14 protein-coding genes and 1 pseudogene are annotated in these 16,709 nt (G+C 70.4%); 13 read left to right on the top strand and 2 right to left on the bottom strand.

The genetic code is table 11. From position 1 onward, the window contains the following. Window positions 1-32: 32 nt before the first annotated feature. From QM779_RS14545 to QM779_RS14525, 5 genes are all read left to right on the top strand, one after another. Complete coding sequence (locus tag QM779_RS14545) at window positions 33-626, top strand: TetR/AcrR family transcriptional regulator (RefSeq protein ID WP_428536456.1); 594 nt, start codon at window positions 33-35, stop codon at window positions 624-626. After that, entirely contained in the window at window positions 623-2,353 is a 1,731-nt protein-coding gene (locus QM779_RS14540) for an ABC transporter ATP-binding protein (protein WP_428536454.1), read from the top strand. The genes QM779_RS14545 and QM779_RS14540 overlap by 4 nt, the downstream gene beginning before the upstream one ends. After that, window positions 2,350-4,281 (top strand): ABC transporter ATP-binding protein, encoded by a 1,932-nt coding sequence (locus QM779_RS14535; protein ID WP_428536452.1) that lies wholly within the window; start codon window positions 2,350-2,352, stop codon window positions 4,279-4,281. The genes QM779_RS14540 and QM779_RS14535 overlap by 4 nt, the downstream gene beginning before the upstream one ends. 79 nt (window positions 4,282-4,360) lie before the next feature. Beyond that, window positions 4,361-5,443 (top strand): HEAT repeat domain-containing protein, encoded by a 1,083-nt coding sequence (locus tag QM779_RS14530; protein ID WP_428536450.1) that lies wholly within the window; start codon window positions 4,361-4,363, stop codon window positions 5,441-5,443. A gap of 38 nt (window positions 5,444-5,481) precedes the next feature. Further along, the gene (locus tag QM779_RS14525; protein ID WP_428536448.1) at window positions 5,482-5,847 is read left to right on the top strand and encodes a hypothetical protein; all 366 of its coding nucleotides are present in this window, start codon (window positions 5,482-5,484) and stop codon (window positions 5,845-5,847) included. 211 nt (window positions 5,848-6,058) lie between these two features. On the opposite strand, the gene QM779_RS14520 is transcribed toward QM779_RS14525, so the two are convergent. Both QM779_RS14520 and QM779_RS14515 read right to left on the bottom strand, forming a co-directional pair. Then, on the bottom strand, window positions 6,059-6,625 hold the full coding sequence (locus tag QM779_RS14520) for a DUF421 domain-containing protein (RefSeq protein WP_428536446.1): 567 nt from the start codon (window positions 6,623-6,625) through the stop codon (window positions 6,059-6,061). Between the two features lie 72 nt (window positions 6,626-6,697). Then, window positions 6,698-7,039, bottom strand: a complete 342-nt coding sequence (locus QM779_RS14515) for a BlaI/MecI/CopY family transcriptional regulator (RefSeq protein WP_428536444.1) — start codon at window positions 7,037-7,039, stop codon at window positions 6,698-6,700. A gap of 58 nt (window positions 7,040-7,097) precedes the next feature. Here QM779_RS14515 and QM779_RS14510 point away from each other — a divergent pair, with 58 nt between their 5' ends. From QM779_RS14510 to QM779_RS14475, 8 genes and pseudogenes are all read left to right on the top strand, one after another. Further along, window positions 7,098-8,579, top strand: a complete 1,482-nt coding sequence (locus tag QM779_RS14510) for a cytochrome ubiquinol oxidase subunit I (RefSeq protein ID WP_428536442.1) — start codon at window positions 7,098-7,100, stop codon at window positions 8,577-8,579. A 22-nt stretch (window positions 8,580-8,601) separates the two neighbouring features. Continuing rightward, complete coding sequence (cydB, locus tag QM779_RS14505) at window positions 8,602-9,687, top strand: cytochrome d ubiquinol oxidase subunit II (protein WP_428538444.1); 1,086 nt, start codon at window positions 8,602-8,604, stop codon at window positions 9,685-9,687. Then, a pseudogene (gene cydD, locus QM779_RS14500) lies at window positions 9,687-11,336 on the top strand (thiol reductant ABC exporter subunit CydD); the annotation flags it as partial. The gene cydB and the pseudogene cydD, both read left to right, overlap by 1 nt. Before the next feature lie 303 nt (window positions 11,337-11,639). Next, window positions 11,640-13,184, top strand: coding sequence for a thiol reductant ABC exporter subunit CydC (cydC, locus tag QM779_RS14495; RefSeq protein WP_428538441.1), 1,545 nt, complete (start codon window positions 11,640-11,642; stop codon window positions 13,182-13,184). 163 nt (window positions 13,185-13,347) lie between these two features. After that, window positions 13,348-14,310, top strand: a complete 963-nt coding sequence (locus QM779_RS14490; RefSeq protein ID WP_428536440.1) for a metal ABC transporter substrate-binding protein — start codon at window positions 13,348-13,350, stop codon at window positions 14,308-14,310. Next, complete coding sequence (locus tag QM779_RS14485; RefSeq protein WP_428536438.1) at window positions 14,301-15,119, top strand: metal ABC transporter ATP-binding protein; 819 nt, start codon at window positions 14,301-14,303, stop codon at window positions 15,117-15,119. Before QM779_RS14490 ends, QM779_RS14485 begins: the two co-directional genes overlap by 10 nt. After that, entirely contained in the window at window positions 15,119-16,105 is a 987-nt protein-coding gene (locus QM779_RS14480) for a metal ABC transporter permease (protein WP_428536435.1), read from the top strand. The genes QM779_RS14485 and QM779_RS14480 overlap by 1 nt, the downstream gene beginning before the upstream one ends. Further along, window positions 16,092-16,499 carry a Fur family transcriptional regulator gene (locus QM779_RS14475; RefSeq protein ID WP_428536433.1) on the top strand — a complete coding sequence of 136 codons (408 nt, stop codon included), beginning with the start codon at window positions 16,092-16,094 and terminating at the stop codon, window positions 16,497-16,499. The genes QM779_RS14480 and QM779_RS14475 overlap by 14 nt, the downstream gene beginning before the upstream one ends. Window positions 16,500-16,709 lie beyond the last annotated feature (210 nt).

Here is a 16,709-nt window from a genome sequence, read left to right as displayed (position 1 = left end):
ATGAGTGAGTGCTCACTCACTACAGTGGAGGGGTGAGCAGAGCAACACCCATGGCGCCCGACGAACGGCGCCAGGCCATCATCGGGGCCACCCTCCCGCTGCTGCTCGACCGTGGCCCCGACCTCACCACCCGCGAGATCGCCCAGGCGTCCGGGGTGGCCGAGGGAACGATCTTCCGGGTCTTCGAGACCAAGGACGACCTGATCCAGTCCGTGGTCGAGGAGGCGATGCAGCCGACCGCAACGCTCGCGTCGCTCGCCGCGCTCGGCCCGCAGCCGCTCGAGGACAGGGTGTCCGCCATCCTGGAGATCCTGTCCGCGGACCTGCAGCGGGTGCGCTCGTTGTTCGCCCACCTGGCCAAGGCCGGCTTCGACCCCCACCCCGGCGGCCCGCCGAAGCCGAAGCAGCACCACCACCACGACGGTCGCACCCGAGTGATCACGGCTGCGGCCGCGGCCCTGGACCCCTATGCCGACGAACTCGGCGTCCCGACCGCCACCGCGGCCCAACTGCTCAGCGCCCTCTCGTTCGCAACCAACTTCAGTCTGGGTATCGACCAGACCGGACCCGACCCCCACAACCTGGCCCGCCTGGTCCTCCACGGCATCGCCAAAGGAGACAAATGATCCGCCTGCTCATCCGCTACCTGCGGCCCTACGCGTGGCTCCTCGCCGCCGTCATCCTCCTCCAGCTCGTCCAGGTCGGCGCGTCCCTGTACCTGCCGAGCCTGAACGCCTCGATCATCGACGCCGGCGTCGCCACCGGTGACACCGGCTACATCTGGCGGACGGGCGGGCTGATGCTCGCCGTCTCGCTCCTCCAGGTCCTCGGCATGGTCGGCGCGACGTGGTTCGGCGCGCGCACGTCGATGAGCTTCGGCCGCGACCTGCGGCAGGGCATCTTCGACAAGGCGCTCACCTTCTCCGCCAAGGAGGTCAACACCTTCGGCGCACCGAGCCTGATCACCCGCAACACCAACGACGTGCAGCAGGTCCAGCAGCTCGTCCTGATGACCGCGACCATGATCCTGAGCGCTCCGCTGACCATGATCGGCGGCGTGTTCATGGCGTTGCGCGAGGACGTGGGGCTGAGCTGGCTGATCGTCGTCGCCGTCGCCGTGCTCGGCACGATCATCGGCATCCTGTTCAGCCAGATGACGCCGCTGTTCAAGTCGATGCAGGTGCGGATCGACACCCTCAACCGGGTGCTCCGCGAGCGCATCTCCGGCCTGCGGGTGATCAGGGCCTTCGTCCGCGAGGACACCGAGTCCGTCCGGTTCGACACGGCCAACCACGAGCTCGCCGACACCGCCACGCGAGTCGGTCGCCGGATGCAGACCATGTTCCCCTCGGTCTTCCTGGTGATGAACCTCTCCAGCGTCGCCGTGGTCTGGTTCGGCGCGTTCCGGATCGCTGACGGCGACCTGCAGGTGGGCCAGCTGACCGCCTACCTCTCCTACATCGCCCAGATCCTGATGAGCGTGATGATGGCCACGATGATGTTCATGATCGCGCCGCGGGCCACGGTCGCGGCCGACCGGATCAACCAGGTCCTCGACACCGACTCCTCCGTCGCGCCGCCGAGCGCCCCGGTGACGGCGGTCACCGAGCACGGCCGGCTGCGGTTCGACGCGGTCTCGTTCGCCTACCCAGGCGCGACGCACCCCGTTCTCAGCGGGATCAGCTTCGAGGCCCGGCCGGGCGAGACCACCGCGATCATCGGTTCGACCGGCGCGGGTAAGACCACGCTGGTGAACCTGATCCCCCGGCTGTTCGACACCACGGAGGGCGTCGTGAGCGTCGACGGCGTGGACGTGCGCGACCTCGACCCCGACCTGCTGTGGGGCCGGATCGGACTGGTGCCGCAGCGTCCCTACCTGTTCAGCGGGACGGTCGCGTCCAACCTGAGGATGGGCAAGCCGGACGCGACGGACGCCGAGCTGTGGCATGCGCTCGAGATCGCCCAGGCCCGGGACTTCGTCGAACGCATGCCCGACGGCATCGACTCGCCGATCAGCCAGGGCGGGACCAACGTCTCCGGCGGCCAGCGCCAACGACTGGCGATCGCCAGGGCGCTGGTCCGACGTCCGGAGATCTACGTGTTCGATGACTCGTTCTCCGCGCTCGACGTCGCGACCGACGCCGCCCTGCGCGCGGCGCTGGCCGTCGAGACCAGAGACGCGGCCGTCGTGGTCGTCGCCCAGCGGGTCTCCACGATCCGCAACGCCGAGCGGATCGTCGTCCTCGAGGGCGGCCAGATCGTCGGCACCGGCACCCACGACGAACTGCTGGAGAGCTGCCCGACCTACGCCGAGATCGTCGACAGCCAGTTCCGGACCGGGGTGGCGGCATGAGCGAGCAGCGGAAGGACGACACCATGACGACCCCGGCGACGACCGACGGCGCGGCATCCGGCGCGCCGGTCAAGAAGGCCAACGAGCGGCCCAAGTACGCGCCCCAGCACCGCGGGCCCGGCCCGGGTCACGGGCAGGGCACGGGCGAGAAGGCCGTCTCGTTCGTCCCGTCCCTCAAGCGGCTGCTGGGCCACCTGCGTCCCGAACGCACCTGGATCATCGCCGTCGTGGTGATGGTCGCGGTCGCGACCGTGATGAACTCGGTGGGCCCCGCCATCCTCGGCCAGGGCACCAACCTGATCTACGACGCGGTAGTGGTCACGCACACCGCCATCGACTTCACCGCGCTGTCCCGGGTGCTGCTGCTCGCGCTGGCGCTGTACCTGACCTACTTCCTGCTCAGCTGGCTGGCCGGCTTCATCATCAACGCCGTCGTGCAGCGCTCGGTGTACCGGATGCGCAAGCAGGTGAGCGAGAAGATCGACGGGCTGCCACTGAAGTACTTCGACGGCCAGCCTCGCGGCGAACTGCTCAGCCGGGTCACGAACGACGTCGACAACATCTCCCAGTCGCTGCAGCAGACGCTGTCGCAGATCCTGAACAACCTGTTCACGCTGATCGGCGTCCTGGTGATGATGTTCTACCTGTCGTGGACGCTGGCGCTGATCGCGCTGGTCACGATCCCGATCGGGATGGGCGTGACGGTGTTCATCGGGTCGCGGTCGCAGAAGCTGTTCGCCCAGACCTGGAAGTCGACCGGCGAACTGAACAGCCAGATCGAGGAGACCTACTCCGGGCACGACCTGGTCACGGTGTTCGGCCGCCGCCGCGAGGTGGCCGCCCGGTTCCGGGCGAAGAACGACGAACTGTTCGAGGCGTCGTTCGGCGCGCAGTTCATCTCCGGGATCATCATGCCGGTGATGTTCTTCGTCGGGAACCTCAACTACGTGGTGATCGCCGTCGTCGGCGGGCTGATGGTGACCGGCGGGTCGATGACCATCGGCGGCGTCCAGGCGTTCATCCAGTACTCGCGGATGTTCACCCAGCCGATCACCTCGCTGGCGTCCATGGCGAACCTGCTGCAGTCGGGCGTCGCGTCCGCGGAACGGGTGTTCGAGGTGCTGGACGCGGAGGAGGAGACCCCGGACGAGAACGGCACCCTGCCGTCCCCGGTGACCGGGCGCGTGGCGTTCGAGCACGTGACGTTCTCCTACCTGCCGACCAAGCCGCTGATCACCGACCTGAACCTGGTCGCGGAGCCCGGTTCCACGGTCGCGATCGTGGGGCCGACCGGCGCGGGCAAGACCACGCTGGTGAACCTGATCCTGCGCTTCTACGACGTGCAGGGCGGACGGATCACCATCGACGGCGTCGACGTCGCGTCCGTGCCCCGGCGGGTGCTGCGCGACGAGATCGGGATGGTGCTGCAGGACACCTGGCTGTTCGGCGGCACGATCCGGGACAACATCGCCTACGGCAAGGTGGGGGCGACCGAGGACGAGATCATCGCCGCGGCGAAGGCCACCTACGTGGACCGGTTCGTGCACGCGCTGCCGGACGGCTACGACACGGTGATCAACGAGGAGGCGTCCAACCTGTCTGCGGGCGAGAAGCAGCTGATCACCATTGCCCGGGCCTTCCTCTCCGACCCGTCCATCCTGATCCTGGACGAGGCGACCAGCTCGGTCGACACTCGCACCGAGGTGCTCGTGCAGAAGGCCATGGGCAAGCTGCGGGCCGACCGGACGAGCTTCGTGATCGCGCACCGGCTGAGCACGATCCGCGACGCCGACGTGATCCTGGTGATGGAGAACGGCGCCATCGTCGAGCAGGGCAACCATGACGAACTGCTCGCCGCGCACGGCGCCTACTACCGCCTGTACCAGTCGCAGTTCGCCGCCGCGATCACCGAGGAGGACGCCGCCTGACCCGGGCCGGCACGAGGGGACGGTTCCTTCGTGCCCGGCACGATGGGGACGGTTCCTGTCGTGCCGTTAGGCTCGCGGCGTGGGCAGGACGTGGCGGATCGGCGAGGTCGCGGAGCGGACGGGGCTGACCCGGCGGACGCTGCGGCACTACGACGAGCTCGGCCTGCTCGTGCCGTCCGCGCGCAGCTGGGGTGACTACCGGCTGTACGACGAGGCCGACCTGCTGCGGCTGCTGCAGATCCAGAACCTGAAGGCGCTCGGGCTCTCGCTGGCAGAGATCGCGGACGCCCTCGCCGACCCCGACCTCGACGCCGGGTCGACCCTGCGGTCGCACCTCGACCACCTCGAGCAGCGGATCGCCGCCGAGCAGTCGCTGGCCACCCGGCTGCGCCGGCTCGCGGCGGCGTCCGCACCGAGCTGGGACGAGGTCCTGGACGCGATCGCCGCAACCCGCCAGCTCGCCCACCCCGACCCGACCGTCCGGATCCGGGCCGCGTTCGACGCCACCGGGTCCGTGCCCGAGCTCCTCGCTGCTCTGACCGCCGAGCCCGACCCGGCCGTGCAGGAGGTCCTGATCTGGTCCCTCGCCCGGCAGCCCGACTCGGCGCCGGCCGCGGTGGCACGACTCTCCGACCCGAACCCCGACATCCGGTGCCTGATGGTGCGGCTGCTCGCCAAGCTGCACGACCCCACGTCCGTCTCCGCGCTGCTTCCTCTGCTGGCCGACTCCGAACCGCGGGTCGTGACCGCCACCGTCCGCGCCCTCGGGAGCATCGCCGCGCCCGCGTCGGCGTCCGCGCTGGTCGGGCTGCTCGGCAGTCCCGCCGTCCCCGAGGCCGACCTGGTGGACGCGATCGCCGCGGCTGGGTCGGCGGCCGTCGAGCCGCTGGCGATCGCGGCGGCGTCCCCCCTGGCAGATGTCCGATCGGCGACTGCGGACGCCCTGGGACGCCTGGCTGTGGGTTCGTCCACCGAACACGGTGGACGAATCCACAGTGTCCTGGCCGGGTTGCTCGCCGACCCGGAGTCGGACGTCCGGCTCGGCGCGCTCCTCGCGCTCGGAGAACTCGGTCCGTCCGCCCGGCCCGAGCTCGAGCGGGCGCTCGCCGACCCTGCCCTTCACGCCGTCGCGCAGCGGCTGCTTGACCTTCACGTTACGTGAGCCTTTAGCGTCCTTCGTACCGAGAAGAGGAGGACACGATGGACCTGATGACCTATCTGCGCGAGGACCTGGTGCGCCTGATGAAGCGCCGCGAGAAGGTCGCCCTGCGCGCCGTGAGGGACGCGATCGGCGCCATCCAGAACGCCGAGACCAGCTACGTGACGACGCCGGCCACCGTCGCGGCCGCGAGCGAGTTCGTCGCGGGCGGCGTGCGGTTCGGGCAGGCCGAGCGCGTCGTGCGAGCGCTGGACGACCAGCAGATGATGGCGCTCGCCCGCGGCGAGGTGACGCGGCGGCTCGAGGAGTCCGCCCGCTACCGCGACCTCGGGGACGTGGACGGCGCGCTGATGCTGAAGGCGGAGGCCCTCGCCCTCGCCGACCGCCTCGACGCCTACGCCGGCTGAGCGGACGCGTCCCGGGAGGAGCCGTCGCGGCTCGTCCCGGGGATCGCCGCGTCCCGTCGATGAGTTCCGGCGGCCATTTCCCCGGAGATCCCGGGTCAAGCCCGGGATGACACCCCACCCCTGTCATCCCGGCGAAAGCCGGGATCTCCGCGACACAGCCGACAGCAACCTCCCGGAGATCCCCGGTCAGGCCCGGGATGACAAGCCGCCGTCAGCGGGACGAGAGGATCAGCGCCTTCAGCTCGGCGACGGCGCGGTCGAGGTCGTTGCGGTTGACGGTGCGCTCGCCCGGCTTGAGGGAGACCACGATGTCGCCCTCGGGCTCCAGTGCGGCCTTCTGCACCTCGCTGACGGCGTCCGCGCCCTGGTGCCGCAACGCGAGGTCGAGTTCCGTGCGGGTGAGACCGAGCTTCGTCAGCGCCGCCTCGTCGAGTTCGCCGTCCACGATCAGGTCGGTGCCCTTCCCGACCAGCAACCAGCGCCAGAACGGACTGGCCCCGGAGAAGCGGTCGAGGAATCCGTTGAACGCAATCAGGACGATCGCGCCGACCACTCCGCCGAGGACCGAGTTGTCCGGGCCGATGATCGCGTTCTGTACGACGTTACTAAGTAGAAGTACCACCACGAGGTCGAGAGAGTTCATTTGGGCGAGCAGCCGTTTGCCCGCGACCCGCACGAGGATCGCGATGCCGAGGTACACCACAACGGTACGCAGGACCTTTTCCCACAGCGATATGTCCATGGTCAGGAACGGCGCCAACCAGTCCGGAATCGTCATACCGCCACGCTAGCGAGCAGCCCCCTCGCGGGCTCCGGACAGCGCCGCAAACGGGGACGTCGCGTCCCACGCTCAGCCGGAACTCACCACTGTGGACGGTGCGGCCGCCGCCCGGTTCAGCTCGGCCAGCACCTCCTTGCGCTCCCACTCGTCGAGCCGGGACAGCAGTTCGAGCGCTTCGGCCGCCACTTCCGCCACCTTTGACCGCGCCGGACGGTACAGCCAGGCCCGGCCGTCCAAATTCCTCACCACGGCGCCCTTCTTGGCGAGCCGGTCCAGCACCGTCATCACGGTGGTGTAGGCGAGGTCGCGATCAGCGGAGATCTGGTCGTGGACATCGCGCACGGAAAGGGCCCCGGCGTGGGACCAAAGAATGTCCATCACCGCCAGTTCCAACTCGCCGTTCACGACCACGACACCCATGCTAAGGCCTCGATTGCGGACTACGACACCCCGTAGTACATTGCGCGCCATGAGCGCGGAAACCCTTGCCAGATGGCAGTTCGGGATCACAACTGTCTATCACTACTTCTTCGTCCCCATCACGATCGCCCTGTCACTGCTGGTCGCGGTCATCCAGACAATTTGGGTACGCACCGGTGACGAAAAGTTCCTCCGGCTGACGAAGTTCTTCGGCAAGCTCTTCCTGATCAACTTCGCGATGGGCGTCGTCACCGGCATCGTCCAGGAGTTCCAGTTCGGCATGAACTGGAGCGAGTACTCCCGCTTCGTCGGCGACATCTTCGGTGCCCCGCTCGCGCTCGAGGCGCTGCTCGCCTTCTTCCTGGAGTCGGTCTTCATCGGCCTGTGGATCTTCGGCTGGGACCGCCTGCCCAAGAAGGTCCACCTGGCGATGATCTGGCTGGCCGCCATCGGCACCATGCTGTCGGCGATCTTCATCCTCGCCGCGAACTCGTGGATGCAGAACCCGCTCGGCGCCCACTACAACGCCACCACCGACCGCGCCGAGATGACCTCGCTCCTCGCCGTGCTCACCAACCCCGTCGCCCTCGTCACGCTGCCGCACGTGCTCACGGCCGCGTACCTGACCGCGGGCGGCCTGATCCTCGGCGTGGCCGGCTGGCACCTCGCGAAGATCGGCAAGCCTGAGACCGAGAAGCAGGTCAAGGACGCCGCCGCGTACCGCTGGGCGACGAAGTTCGGCGCCTGGGTGCTCCTGGCCGCCGGCGTCGGCAGCATCATCACCGGCGACATCCAGGGCAAGATCATGACCGAGGTCCAGCCCATGAAGATGGCGGCGGCCGAGGCACTGTGGACGACCGAGCAGCCCGCGTCCTTCTCGATCCTCACGATCGGCAGCCTCGACGGCAAGAGCGAGGTCTGGTCGTGGAAGGTGCCCTACGTGCTGTCCTTCCTGGCCACCGGCGACCCCAACGGCAAGGTCTACGGCATCAACGACCTCGTGAAGAAGATGGAGTCCGAGGCGTTCACGAACTCCGACGTCCAGCTGCAGAAGGAGGTCTCCGACCGGCTCGCCAAGGTGGGTGTCACCGACTGGGTGCCGAACCTGCCGGTCACCTACTGGAGCTTCCGCCTGATGATGGGGCTCGGCTTCCTGGCGATGGCGATCGGCCTGTGGGCGCTGTGGGCGACCCGCAAGGACAACGTCCCGAAGGCGGGCCCGCTGTGGACGGCGGCGATGTTCGCCGCCCCGCTCGCCCCGCTGTTCGGCAACTCCTTCGGCTGGATCTTCACCGAGATGGGACGCCAGCCGTTCATCGTCTACGGCGTCCTACCGACCGCGGCCGCGTCCTCCCCCGGCGTCTCGGCCTTCGAGGTCGGCCTGTCCATGGTGCTCTACACGGTGATCTACGGCGCCCTCGCCGTCGTCGAGGTCGGCCTGCTGATGCACTACATCAAGCTCGGGCTGCCCGACGTGGTGGAGCCACAAGTGCTCACCGACGACGACGCTCCCCTGACCTTCGCGTACTGAGAGGCGACGAACCATGAACATCATCCTGGAAGTTCCTCCCACCGGCGCGGCGTTCGGCCTGCAAGTCCTGTGGTTCATCCTCATCGCCGTGCTGTGGATCGGCTACCTCGTCCTCGAGGGCTTCGACTACGGCGTCGCGATGCTCATCCCGTTCCTCGGCAAGAACGAGAAGGAGCGCCGGGTCATCGTGAACACGATCGGTCCGGTCTGGGACGGCAACGAGGTCTGGCTGCTCACCGCGGGCGGCGCCACCTTCGCCGCCTTTCCCGCCTGGTACGCGACGCTCTTCTCCGGCCTGTACCTGCCGCTGTTCCTCGTCCTGGTCGGCCTGATCATCCGGGGCGTGGCGTTCGAGTACCGCGCCAAGCACCCGGACGCGAAGTGGCGCAACGCCTTCGACTGGATGGCGGCGATCGGCTCGTTCATCGTCCCGCTGGTCTTCGGCGTCGGCTTCGCGAACTTCATCCTCGGCCTCCCGGTCACCAACGACGCGGCCAGCCCCAACCTGTTCGTGCTCACCCCGAGCCCGTACTTCTGGCAGCTGTTCAGCTGGTTCGGCCTGCTCGGCGGGCTGTGCCTGGTCGCGCTGTTCCTGTTCCACGGCTCGCTGTTCCTCGCCCTGAAGACCAAGGGCGTCGTGCACGAGCGGGCGCAGGCGTTCGCCAGCAAGGTCGGCCTGGTCTCGATCGGCCTCGGCGCGATCTTCCTCGTCTCGCAGAACCTGCTGCACCCGACCGGCATCCTCGGCTGGGTGCTGCTGGTGCTGGCCGCCGCAGGGCTCGCGTCCGCGTGGTGGTTCAACGGCAAGGGACGCGACGGGATCGCGTTCGTCTCGACCACCGCGACCGTCCTGTTCGTCGCGGTCGGGATCTTCCTGACCATGTGGCCGGGGCTGGGCTTCATCGGCGTCGGCGGGGCGGCGTCCCCGATCAACGCGATGAACGCGTCGTCGAGCCAGCTGACCCTGGTACTGATGACCGTCGCGGCGTGCATCTTCGTCCCGATCGTCCTGGCCTACACGGCGTGGGCGTACACCGTGTTCCGCCGTCGGCTCGGCGTCGAGAACATCCCTGACGACGAGCCGGCCACGCCAGCGCTCGCTGGCTGATGGCGGGGCCGATCGACCCACGCCTCCTCCGCAGGGCCCGCGCGACCAGGGGTTACCTGGTCGCCGGGGTCGCGGTCGGCAGCGCAACAGCCATCCTGACCATCGGTCAGGCATGGCTGTTGTCGCGTTCCATCACCGACATCTTCGCGACCGGGACGCTGGCCACCCTCGGGTGGGCCGTCGCCGGACTCGCGCTGGTCTTCGGAGGCAAGGCCGTGCTGGCGTGGGCCAGCGAGTGGCTGGGCCAGCGGGCGTCCGCGGCGGTGAAGTCGCAACTGCGCCGCGACATCATGGCCGCACGCCTGGAGCGTCCGCTCGACGCGACGTCGTCCGGCGGCCTCGTCACGCTGGTCACCCAGGGCCTCGACGCGCTGGACGGCTACTTCAGCAAGTACCTGCCGCAGCTGCTGCTGGCGGTCACGGTGCCGCTGCTGATCGGTGTGGCCGTGCTCACCTCCGACCTGCTGTCGGCGGTCATCCTCGCGCTGACGCTGCCGCTGATCCCGCTGTTCATGGCGCTGGTCGGCTGGACGACCGAAGCCCTCACCAAGCGCCGCTGGGCCGTCCAGACCCGGCTGGCCAACCACTTCGCCGACCTGATCGCCGGGCTGCCCACCCTGCAGGTGTTCGGACGCGCGAAGGCACAGGCGGAGGGGCTGCGGCGCAGCGAGGCCGCCCACCGCTCGGAGACGATGCGGACGCTGCGGGTCTCGTTCCTCTCCGCGCTCGTGCTGGAACTGCTGGCCACCCTCAGCGTCGCGGTGATCGCCGTCACGATCGGCTTCCGGGTGGTCTACGGGCAGCTCGACCTGGCCACCGCGCTGTTCATCCTCGTGCTCGCGCCTGAGGCGTACCTGCCCGTCCGCCAGGTCGGCGTCCACTACCACGACGCCGCCGACGGCCTGGCCGCCGTCGAGTCGGCGTTCGCCCTGATCGACGAGGACGCCGACGCCCCCGCTGAGGGCACCCCGTCCCCGGTAGCGCCAGCCCGCGAGCCGGCGGGGGACCAGCCGGCGGCGTCGCGGGGCGCGGCGCTGCTCTCCGTCCGCGAGCTCACGCATACCTATCCCGGCGGCGCGGCACCGGCCCTCGCGGCCGTGTCGTTCGACGTCCGGGCCGGGGAGATCGTCGCGCTGGCCGGACCGAGCGGCGCGGGCAAGACCACCCTCCTGAACGCGGTGATGGGTTTCCTCGCGCCGACCGGGGGCGAGGTCCTGGGCGGCGGCGAGCCGATCGGGCGGCAGCCGCGCTGGCGCGACCAGCTGGCCTACGTCGGCCAGGAGCCGGGGCTGGTGTCCGGGACCGTCGCCGACAACGTCCGGCTCGGCTTCCCGCACGCGAGGGAGGCGGCCGTCGCCGACGCGCTGCGGCAGGCCGGGGCCGCCGACCTGCCCCCGGACCAGGTGATCGGGGACGACGCGGAGGGTGTGTCCGCCGGCGAACGGCGGCGGATCGCCGTGGCCCGGGCGCTGCTGCGGGTCACGCTGGGACGCGCGCGGCTCCTCGTCCTCGATGAACCGACCGCCGGCCTCGACGCCGACACCGAGGGCGCCCTGCTGGCCTCGCTGCGCCGGCTCGGGGTGGCGGCGCTGGTGGTGACCCACCGTCCGGCCGTGCTCGCTGAGGCCGACCGGGTGGTCCGGATCGAGCCGACGATGGTGACGGACGCCCTTCGTGACGCCGCCGGCCTCGCACGCTCGGCCGCCGGCTCCTCAGGGAGCGTGCACGCTCAACTGCCCGAGGCGGGCGGGGAACGAGCCCCCCAGCAACACCGGGCACCCGCCACCCGGACGGCCCCTGAGGAGCTGACCGGCGAGGAACCAGCCGGACAGCGTCACGAAGGGCCCGCCACGGCCCCTGAGGAGCTCCCGGGTGAGGGACGAACCCGGGAACGTCACGAAGGGCCGCCCGCCACGACGCCGGCGTCCGGGAAGCCGCTGCTGAAGCGCCTGATGGACGCTGTCCCGCGGGCGCGCGTGCAGCTGGCGGGGTCGATCGCGCTGGCCTTCAGTGCGACGGCGGCCTCGGTCGCGCTGATGGCGGTGTCGGCCTGGCTGCTGTCCTTCGCCGCCGAGCACCCGCCCGTCCTCTACCTCGAGGCGGCGGCGGTCGGCGTCCGCTTCTTCGGCATCTCCCGGGGGGCGTTCCGCTACACCGAGCGGCTGGTCAGCCACGACGTCGCGCTGAAGCTCCAGTCTGCGCTGCGCCTGGAGACCTACTCGACCCTCGCCCGCACCACCCTGCTCGGCACGCACCGGGGCGACCTGCTGTCCCGCGTGATCGCGGACGTGGAGGCGATCCAGGACCTGGTCGTGCGGGTGTGGATCCCGTTCTCGGCGTCGGCGGCCGTGCTCGTCGCAGCCACGATCGGGATCGCGTTCTTCTCGCCGGGCTCTGCCCTCGTCCTGCTGGCGACCTCGCTCGCGGCGGCGTTCCTCGTCCCCCGGATCGCGCAACGTGCCTCGGCACGGGCGGACGCGGCCGCGCTCCCCCTGCGCGGCGCACTCGCCGACTCGGCCCGCGAGCTGTCGCGGACAGCGACCGACCTGGTCGCCTACGGCGCGGCCGCCGACCGGCTGGCCCGCTTCACCGACATCGACGAGGAACTCCGGGTCGCATCGGCGAGGTCGGCGCTCGTGCGGGGGATCGGCGCGGGCGCGCAGGTGCTCGCCGCCGGTACGGCCGTGGTCGGCGCGCTGGCGATCGCCGGCCACCAGGTCGCGTCCGGAACGCTGAACCACACCATGCTCGCGGTCGCCGTCCTGACCCCGCTCGCGCTGCACGAGGCACTCTCGACCCTGATCGCGTCCGCCCAGACCCGCACCCGGGCCAGAGCCGCGCTGCAGCGCGTGGAGGAGGTGCTGGACGCGCCGGCGATCGGCGCCGGCGACCTCACCGACCCGGGCGTCGCCGTGGCGGATCCGTCCCTGGGCGTCGAGGGCCTTTCCGCGGGCTGGCCGGGCCAGCCGTCCGTGGTGGACGGGCTGTCGTTCACGGTGGCCGCAGGGGAGAAGGTCGCGCTGGTCGGGCCGAGCGGTGTCGGCAAGACGACCGTCGCTGCAACCGTGCTGGGGCTGATCCCCGCGCTCGCCGGACGGGTGGACGTCGAGGGACGCATCGGCTACCTCGCCCAGGACGCGCACATCTTCACCACCACGGTCGAGGAGAACGTCCGGATCGGGAAACGCGACGCGACCGCGTCCGACGTGGCCGAGGCGCTGGGCCGTGCCGGGCTGGCGCTCGACCCGAAGCGCATCGTCGGCGAGGGCGGTGAGGCGTTGTCGGGCGGCGAGGCCCGCAGGGTGGCGCTCGCCCGGCTGCTGGTCGGCCGCTACCAGGTGCTCCTGCTCGACGAGCCCACTGAGCACCTGGATGGCGCCACGGCCGCCGCCCTGATCGACGACATCTGGACAACCAGCGCCGCGCTCCCCGTCCTCGTGATCACCCACGACGCCGACCTCGTCGCCCGCTGCGACCGCGTGGTGGCGCTCGGCTGATCGCGCGCTCCTGCCCCAGCGACGGACGACCGATCGCGGCGATGGCACGTTGGGAACCGTCCCCATCGATCCCCCGGCACGATGGGGACGGTTCCTAACGTGCCATCGCGCGGGCCACCCCATCGGTTTGACAGGGCCGTAGATGATTATGAGAATGATTGTCATGAAGATGTGGAGAGCGGCACTGGCCGTCGCGACCGCCGGCTCGCTGTTCAGCCTCGCCTCCTGCGCGGCCTACTCGGACGCGCCCGCGACCTCGGCGTCCGCCCCCGGCACAGGGACGGGCACCGTGCAGGTGGCGGTGGCGTTCTACCCGTTCCAGTTCATCGCGGAGAGGATCGGCGGCGACCTGGTCGACGTCGAGAACCTCACCGCGCCGGGCGCCGAGCCGCACGACCTCGAGCTCACGCCGCAGCAGGTCGCCTCGCTGTCCACCGTCGACCTCGTCGTCTATCAGTCCGGCTTCCAGCCGGCCGTCGACACGGCGGTCGAACAGGCCAAGCCGGCGCGGACGGTCGACACCGCGTCCTTCCTGACGCTGCTCAAGGCCAGCAGCGACGGCGCAGAGGACGAGGACCACGACGCCGACGACCACGACCACGGCGCGGACGACCCGCACACCTGGCTCGACCCGACCAACATGGTCACGGTCGCAGAGCATGTCCGTGACGCCCTCACTGAGGCCCGTCCCGCCGACGCCGACGCGTTCGCCGCCAACACGACGGCCCTGATCGCCGACCTCACGGACCTCGACGCAACGCTCAAGGCCGACCTCACCGGCTGCCGGATCCAGCCGTTCATCACCTCCCACGCCGCCTTCGGCTACTTCGCCAAGCGCTACGGCCTCACCCAGATCGGCATCAACGGTGTCGAGCCGGACGTCGAACCCAGCGCGGCCCGGATCGCGCAGGTGCAGCAGATCGCGAAGGACAACGGCGTCACCACCATCTTCTTCGAGACGCTCGTCTCTCCCGTCGTCGCCCAGTCGGTCGCCGGCGACCTCGGCCTGAAGACCGCCGTCCTCGACCCGCTCGAGGGGATCACGTCCGCCTCGCCCGGCGCCGATTACCTTGAGGTCATGCGTGCCAACGGCTCTGCCCTGAAGGAGGCGAACCAGTGCTCCTGAACGAGGCCGGGGCGCCGGTCGATCCCGGCTCCCACCCCGGGGCGGACGGGGCTCCCGTCATCCACGCCGAGGCAGTCGACGTCGTCCTGAACGGCATCCCGATCGTGCGCGGCGCGTCCCTGGAGATCCACAAGGGCGAACTCGTCGCGATCATGGGCAACAACGGCTCGGGCAAGACCACGCTCATGCGGGCGCTGCTCGGCCTCGTGCCGCACCTCGGCGACCTGTCCCTGTTCGGGACGCCGCTCGCCCAGTTCCACCACTGGCGCCGGGTGGGCTACGTCCCGCAGCGCGGCGGCATCCTCGTCCAGCAGGCCACGGCCCGGGAGGTGGTGGCCAGTGGACGCCTCGGGCGCCGGCGCCCGTTCCTGCCCGCGTCCGCCGCCGACCGCAGGGCCGTCGACGACGCGCTGGCCGAGGTCGGGCTGGCCGATCGCACGCGCTACCCGTTCGTCCGGCTGTCGGGCGGCCAGCAGCAGCGCGTCCTGATCGCCAGAGCGCTCGCCACCGGCGCCGACCTGATGGCCTGGGACGAGCCGCTCGCCGGCGTCGACGCCCGCACCCAGGACCTGCTCGCCGGCGTCGCCGCCCGGCTGAAGGCACAGGGCACCACGATCGTGATGGTGCTGCACGAACTCGGCCCGTTCGCCGAGCTGATCGACCGCAGCATCGTGCTCGCGGACGGACGCGTCCTTCCGCCCGACCACGACCACCACGACCACGCGCACGCGCTCGGCGCCCACGGCGGCCACGAGGTGGACGAGGTCGAGCGTCCGCACACCCACCACACGGGACTGGAGGTCGGCTGATGGAGTGGCTCACCCTCGCGTTCATGCAGCGGGCGCTGATCGCCGCCCTGATCACCGGCGTCACCGCCCCCGCGATCGGGACGTTCCTCGTCCAGCGCAAGCTCAGCCTGCTCGGCGACGGCCTCGGGCACCTCGCCGTCGCCGGGGTCGGGCTGGCGATCCTGACCGGCACCGCCCCGCTGCCGCTGGCGGTGGCGATCTGCGTCCTCGGCTCGATCGGCATCGAACTGCTCCGCGAGTCCGGTCGCGCCAGCGGCGACGTGGGCCTGGCGATCCTGTTCTACGGCGGCCTGTCGGCGGGCCTGCTGCTGGCCGGGCTGGCGGGGCAGGGGACGGGGACGCTGTCGGCGTACCTGTTCGGCTCGCTGCTCACGATCAGCGCGGCCGACCTGTGGTACATCACGATCCTCGGGATCGTCGTGCTCAGCGTGACGATCGGGCTGCTCCCCCAGCTGTTCGCCGTCAGCGCGGACGAGCCGTTCGCCCGCTCGATCGGGCTGCCCGTCCGGCTGCTCAACATCGTCGTGGTGAGCCTCGCCGCGATCACTGTGACGGTGTCCATGCGGACGGTCGGCCTGCTGCTGGTCAGCGCGCTGATGGTGGTGCCGGTGGCGACGTCCAACCACCTCGTGGTGGGGTTCCGCAACGGGCTGTTCCTCGCGATGGGCCTCGGCGCGGTCGCCGCGGTGAGCGGAGCGGTCGGCTCCTACTACCTCAACACCGCGCCCGGGCCGCTGATCGTCGTGATCGCGATCGGCGTGTTCGCCCTCAGCTGGCCGCTGTCTCGGCTGCTGCAGCGGCGGCACCGTCCGCTCGTCGAACTGGTGGACGAGGGCGAGCCGCTTCCCCACGAGTCCGCGGGGACGCACCCGCACGAGCACAGCGACCACTGCGGCCACTTGGCCGTCCAGCACGCCGGGCATGTCGACTACATCCACGACGGCCACCGGCACGCCGCGCACGAGGACCACTATGACGAACACTGACCACACCGCCCCTCCGCGGAACACGCGGCAGCGCACCGAGATCCGGCAGGCGGTCGAGGCCCTGGCCAACTTCGCCACCGCCCAGGACATCCACGACCGGCTCCGGCACGAGGGCTCCGGCGTCGGGCTGGCGACCGTGTACCGGACGCTGCAGGCGCTCGCGTCCGCGGGCGAACTCGACGCGATCCGCACCCCCGACGGCCAGGTCGCCTACCGGACGTGCTCGCCGGGCCACCACCACCACCTGATCTGCCGCTCGTGCGGACGCACCGTCGAGGTGAGCATCCCCAGCCTGGAGGCGCAGGTGCGGACGCTGGCCGCCCAGGAGGGCTTCGCCCAGGTCGACCACGAGGTGGAGTTCTTCGGCACCTGCGCCGACTGCGCGTCCCGCTGAGCCCGTCCACCACAAGGTGGACGCAACGGCGGCGAACTCACGACAAAGCGTCCACCATGAGCCGGACGGACGACGAGACCCCGGGTCAAGCCCGGGGTGACAGTGGCGGCAACAGCGCCCCGGACACCACCCGTCCACCACAAGGTGGACGCAACTGCCGCGAACTCACGACAAAGCGTCCACCATGAGCCGGACGGACGACGAGACCCC

The sequence above is a fragment of the Propionicimonas sp. genome (genome assembly GCF_049840635.1).
Lineage (GTDB): Bacteria > Actinomycetota > Actinomycetes > Propionibacteriales > Propionibacteriaceae > Propionicimonas.
This window is presented reverse-complemented; position numbering and strand designations above follow the sequence as displayed.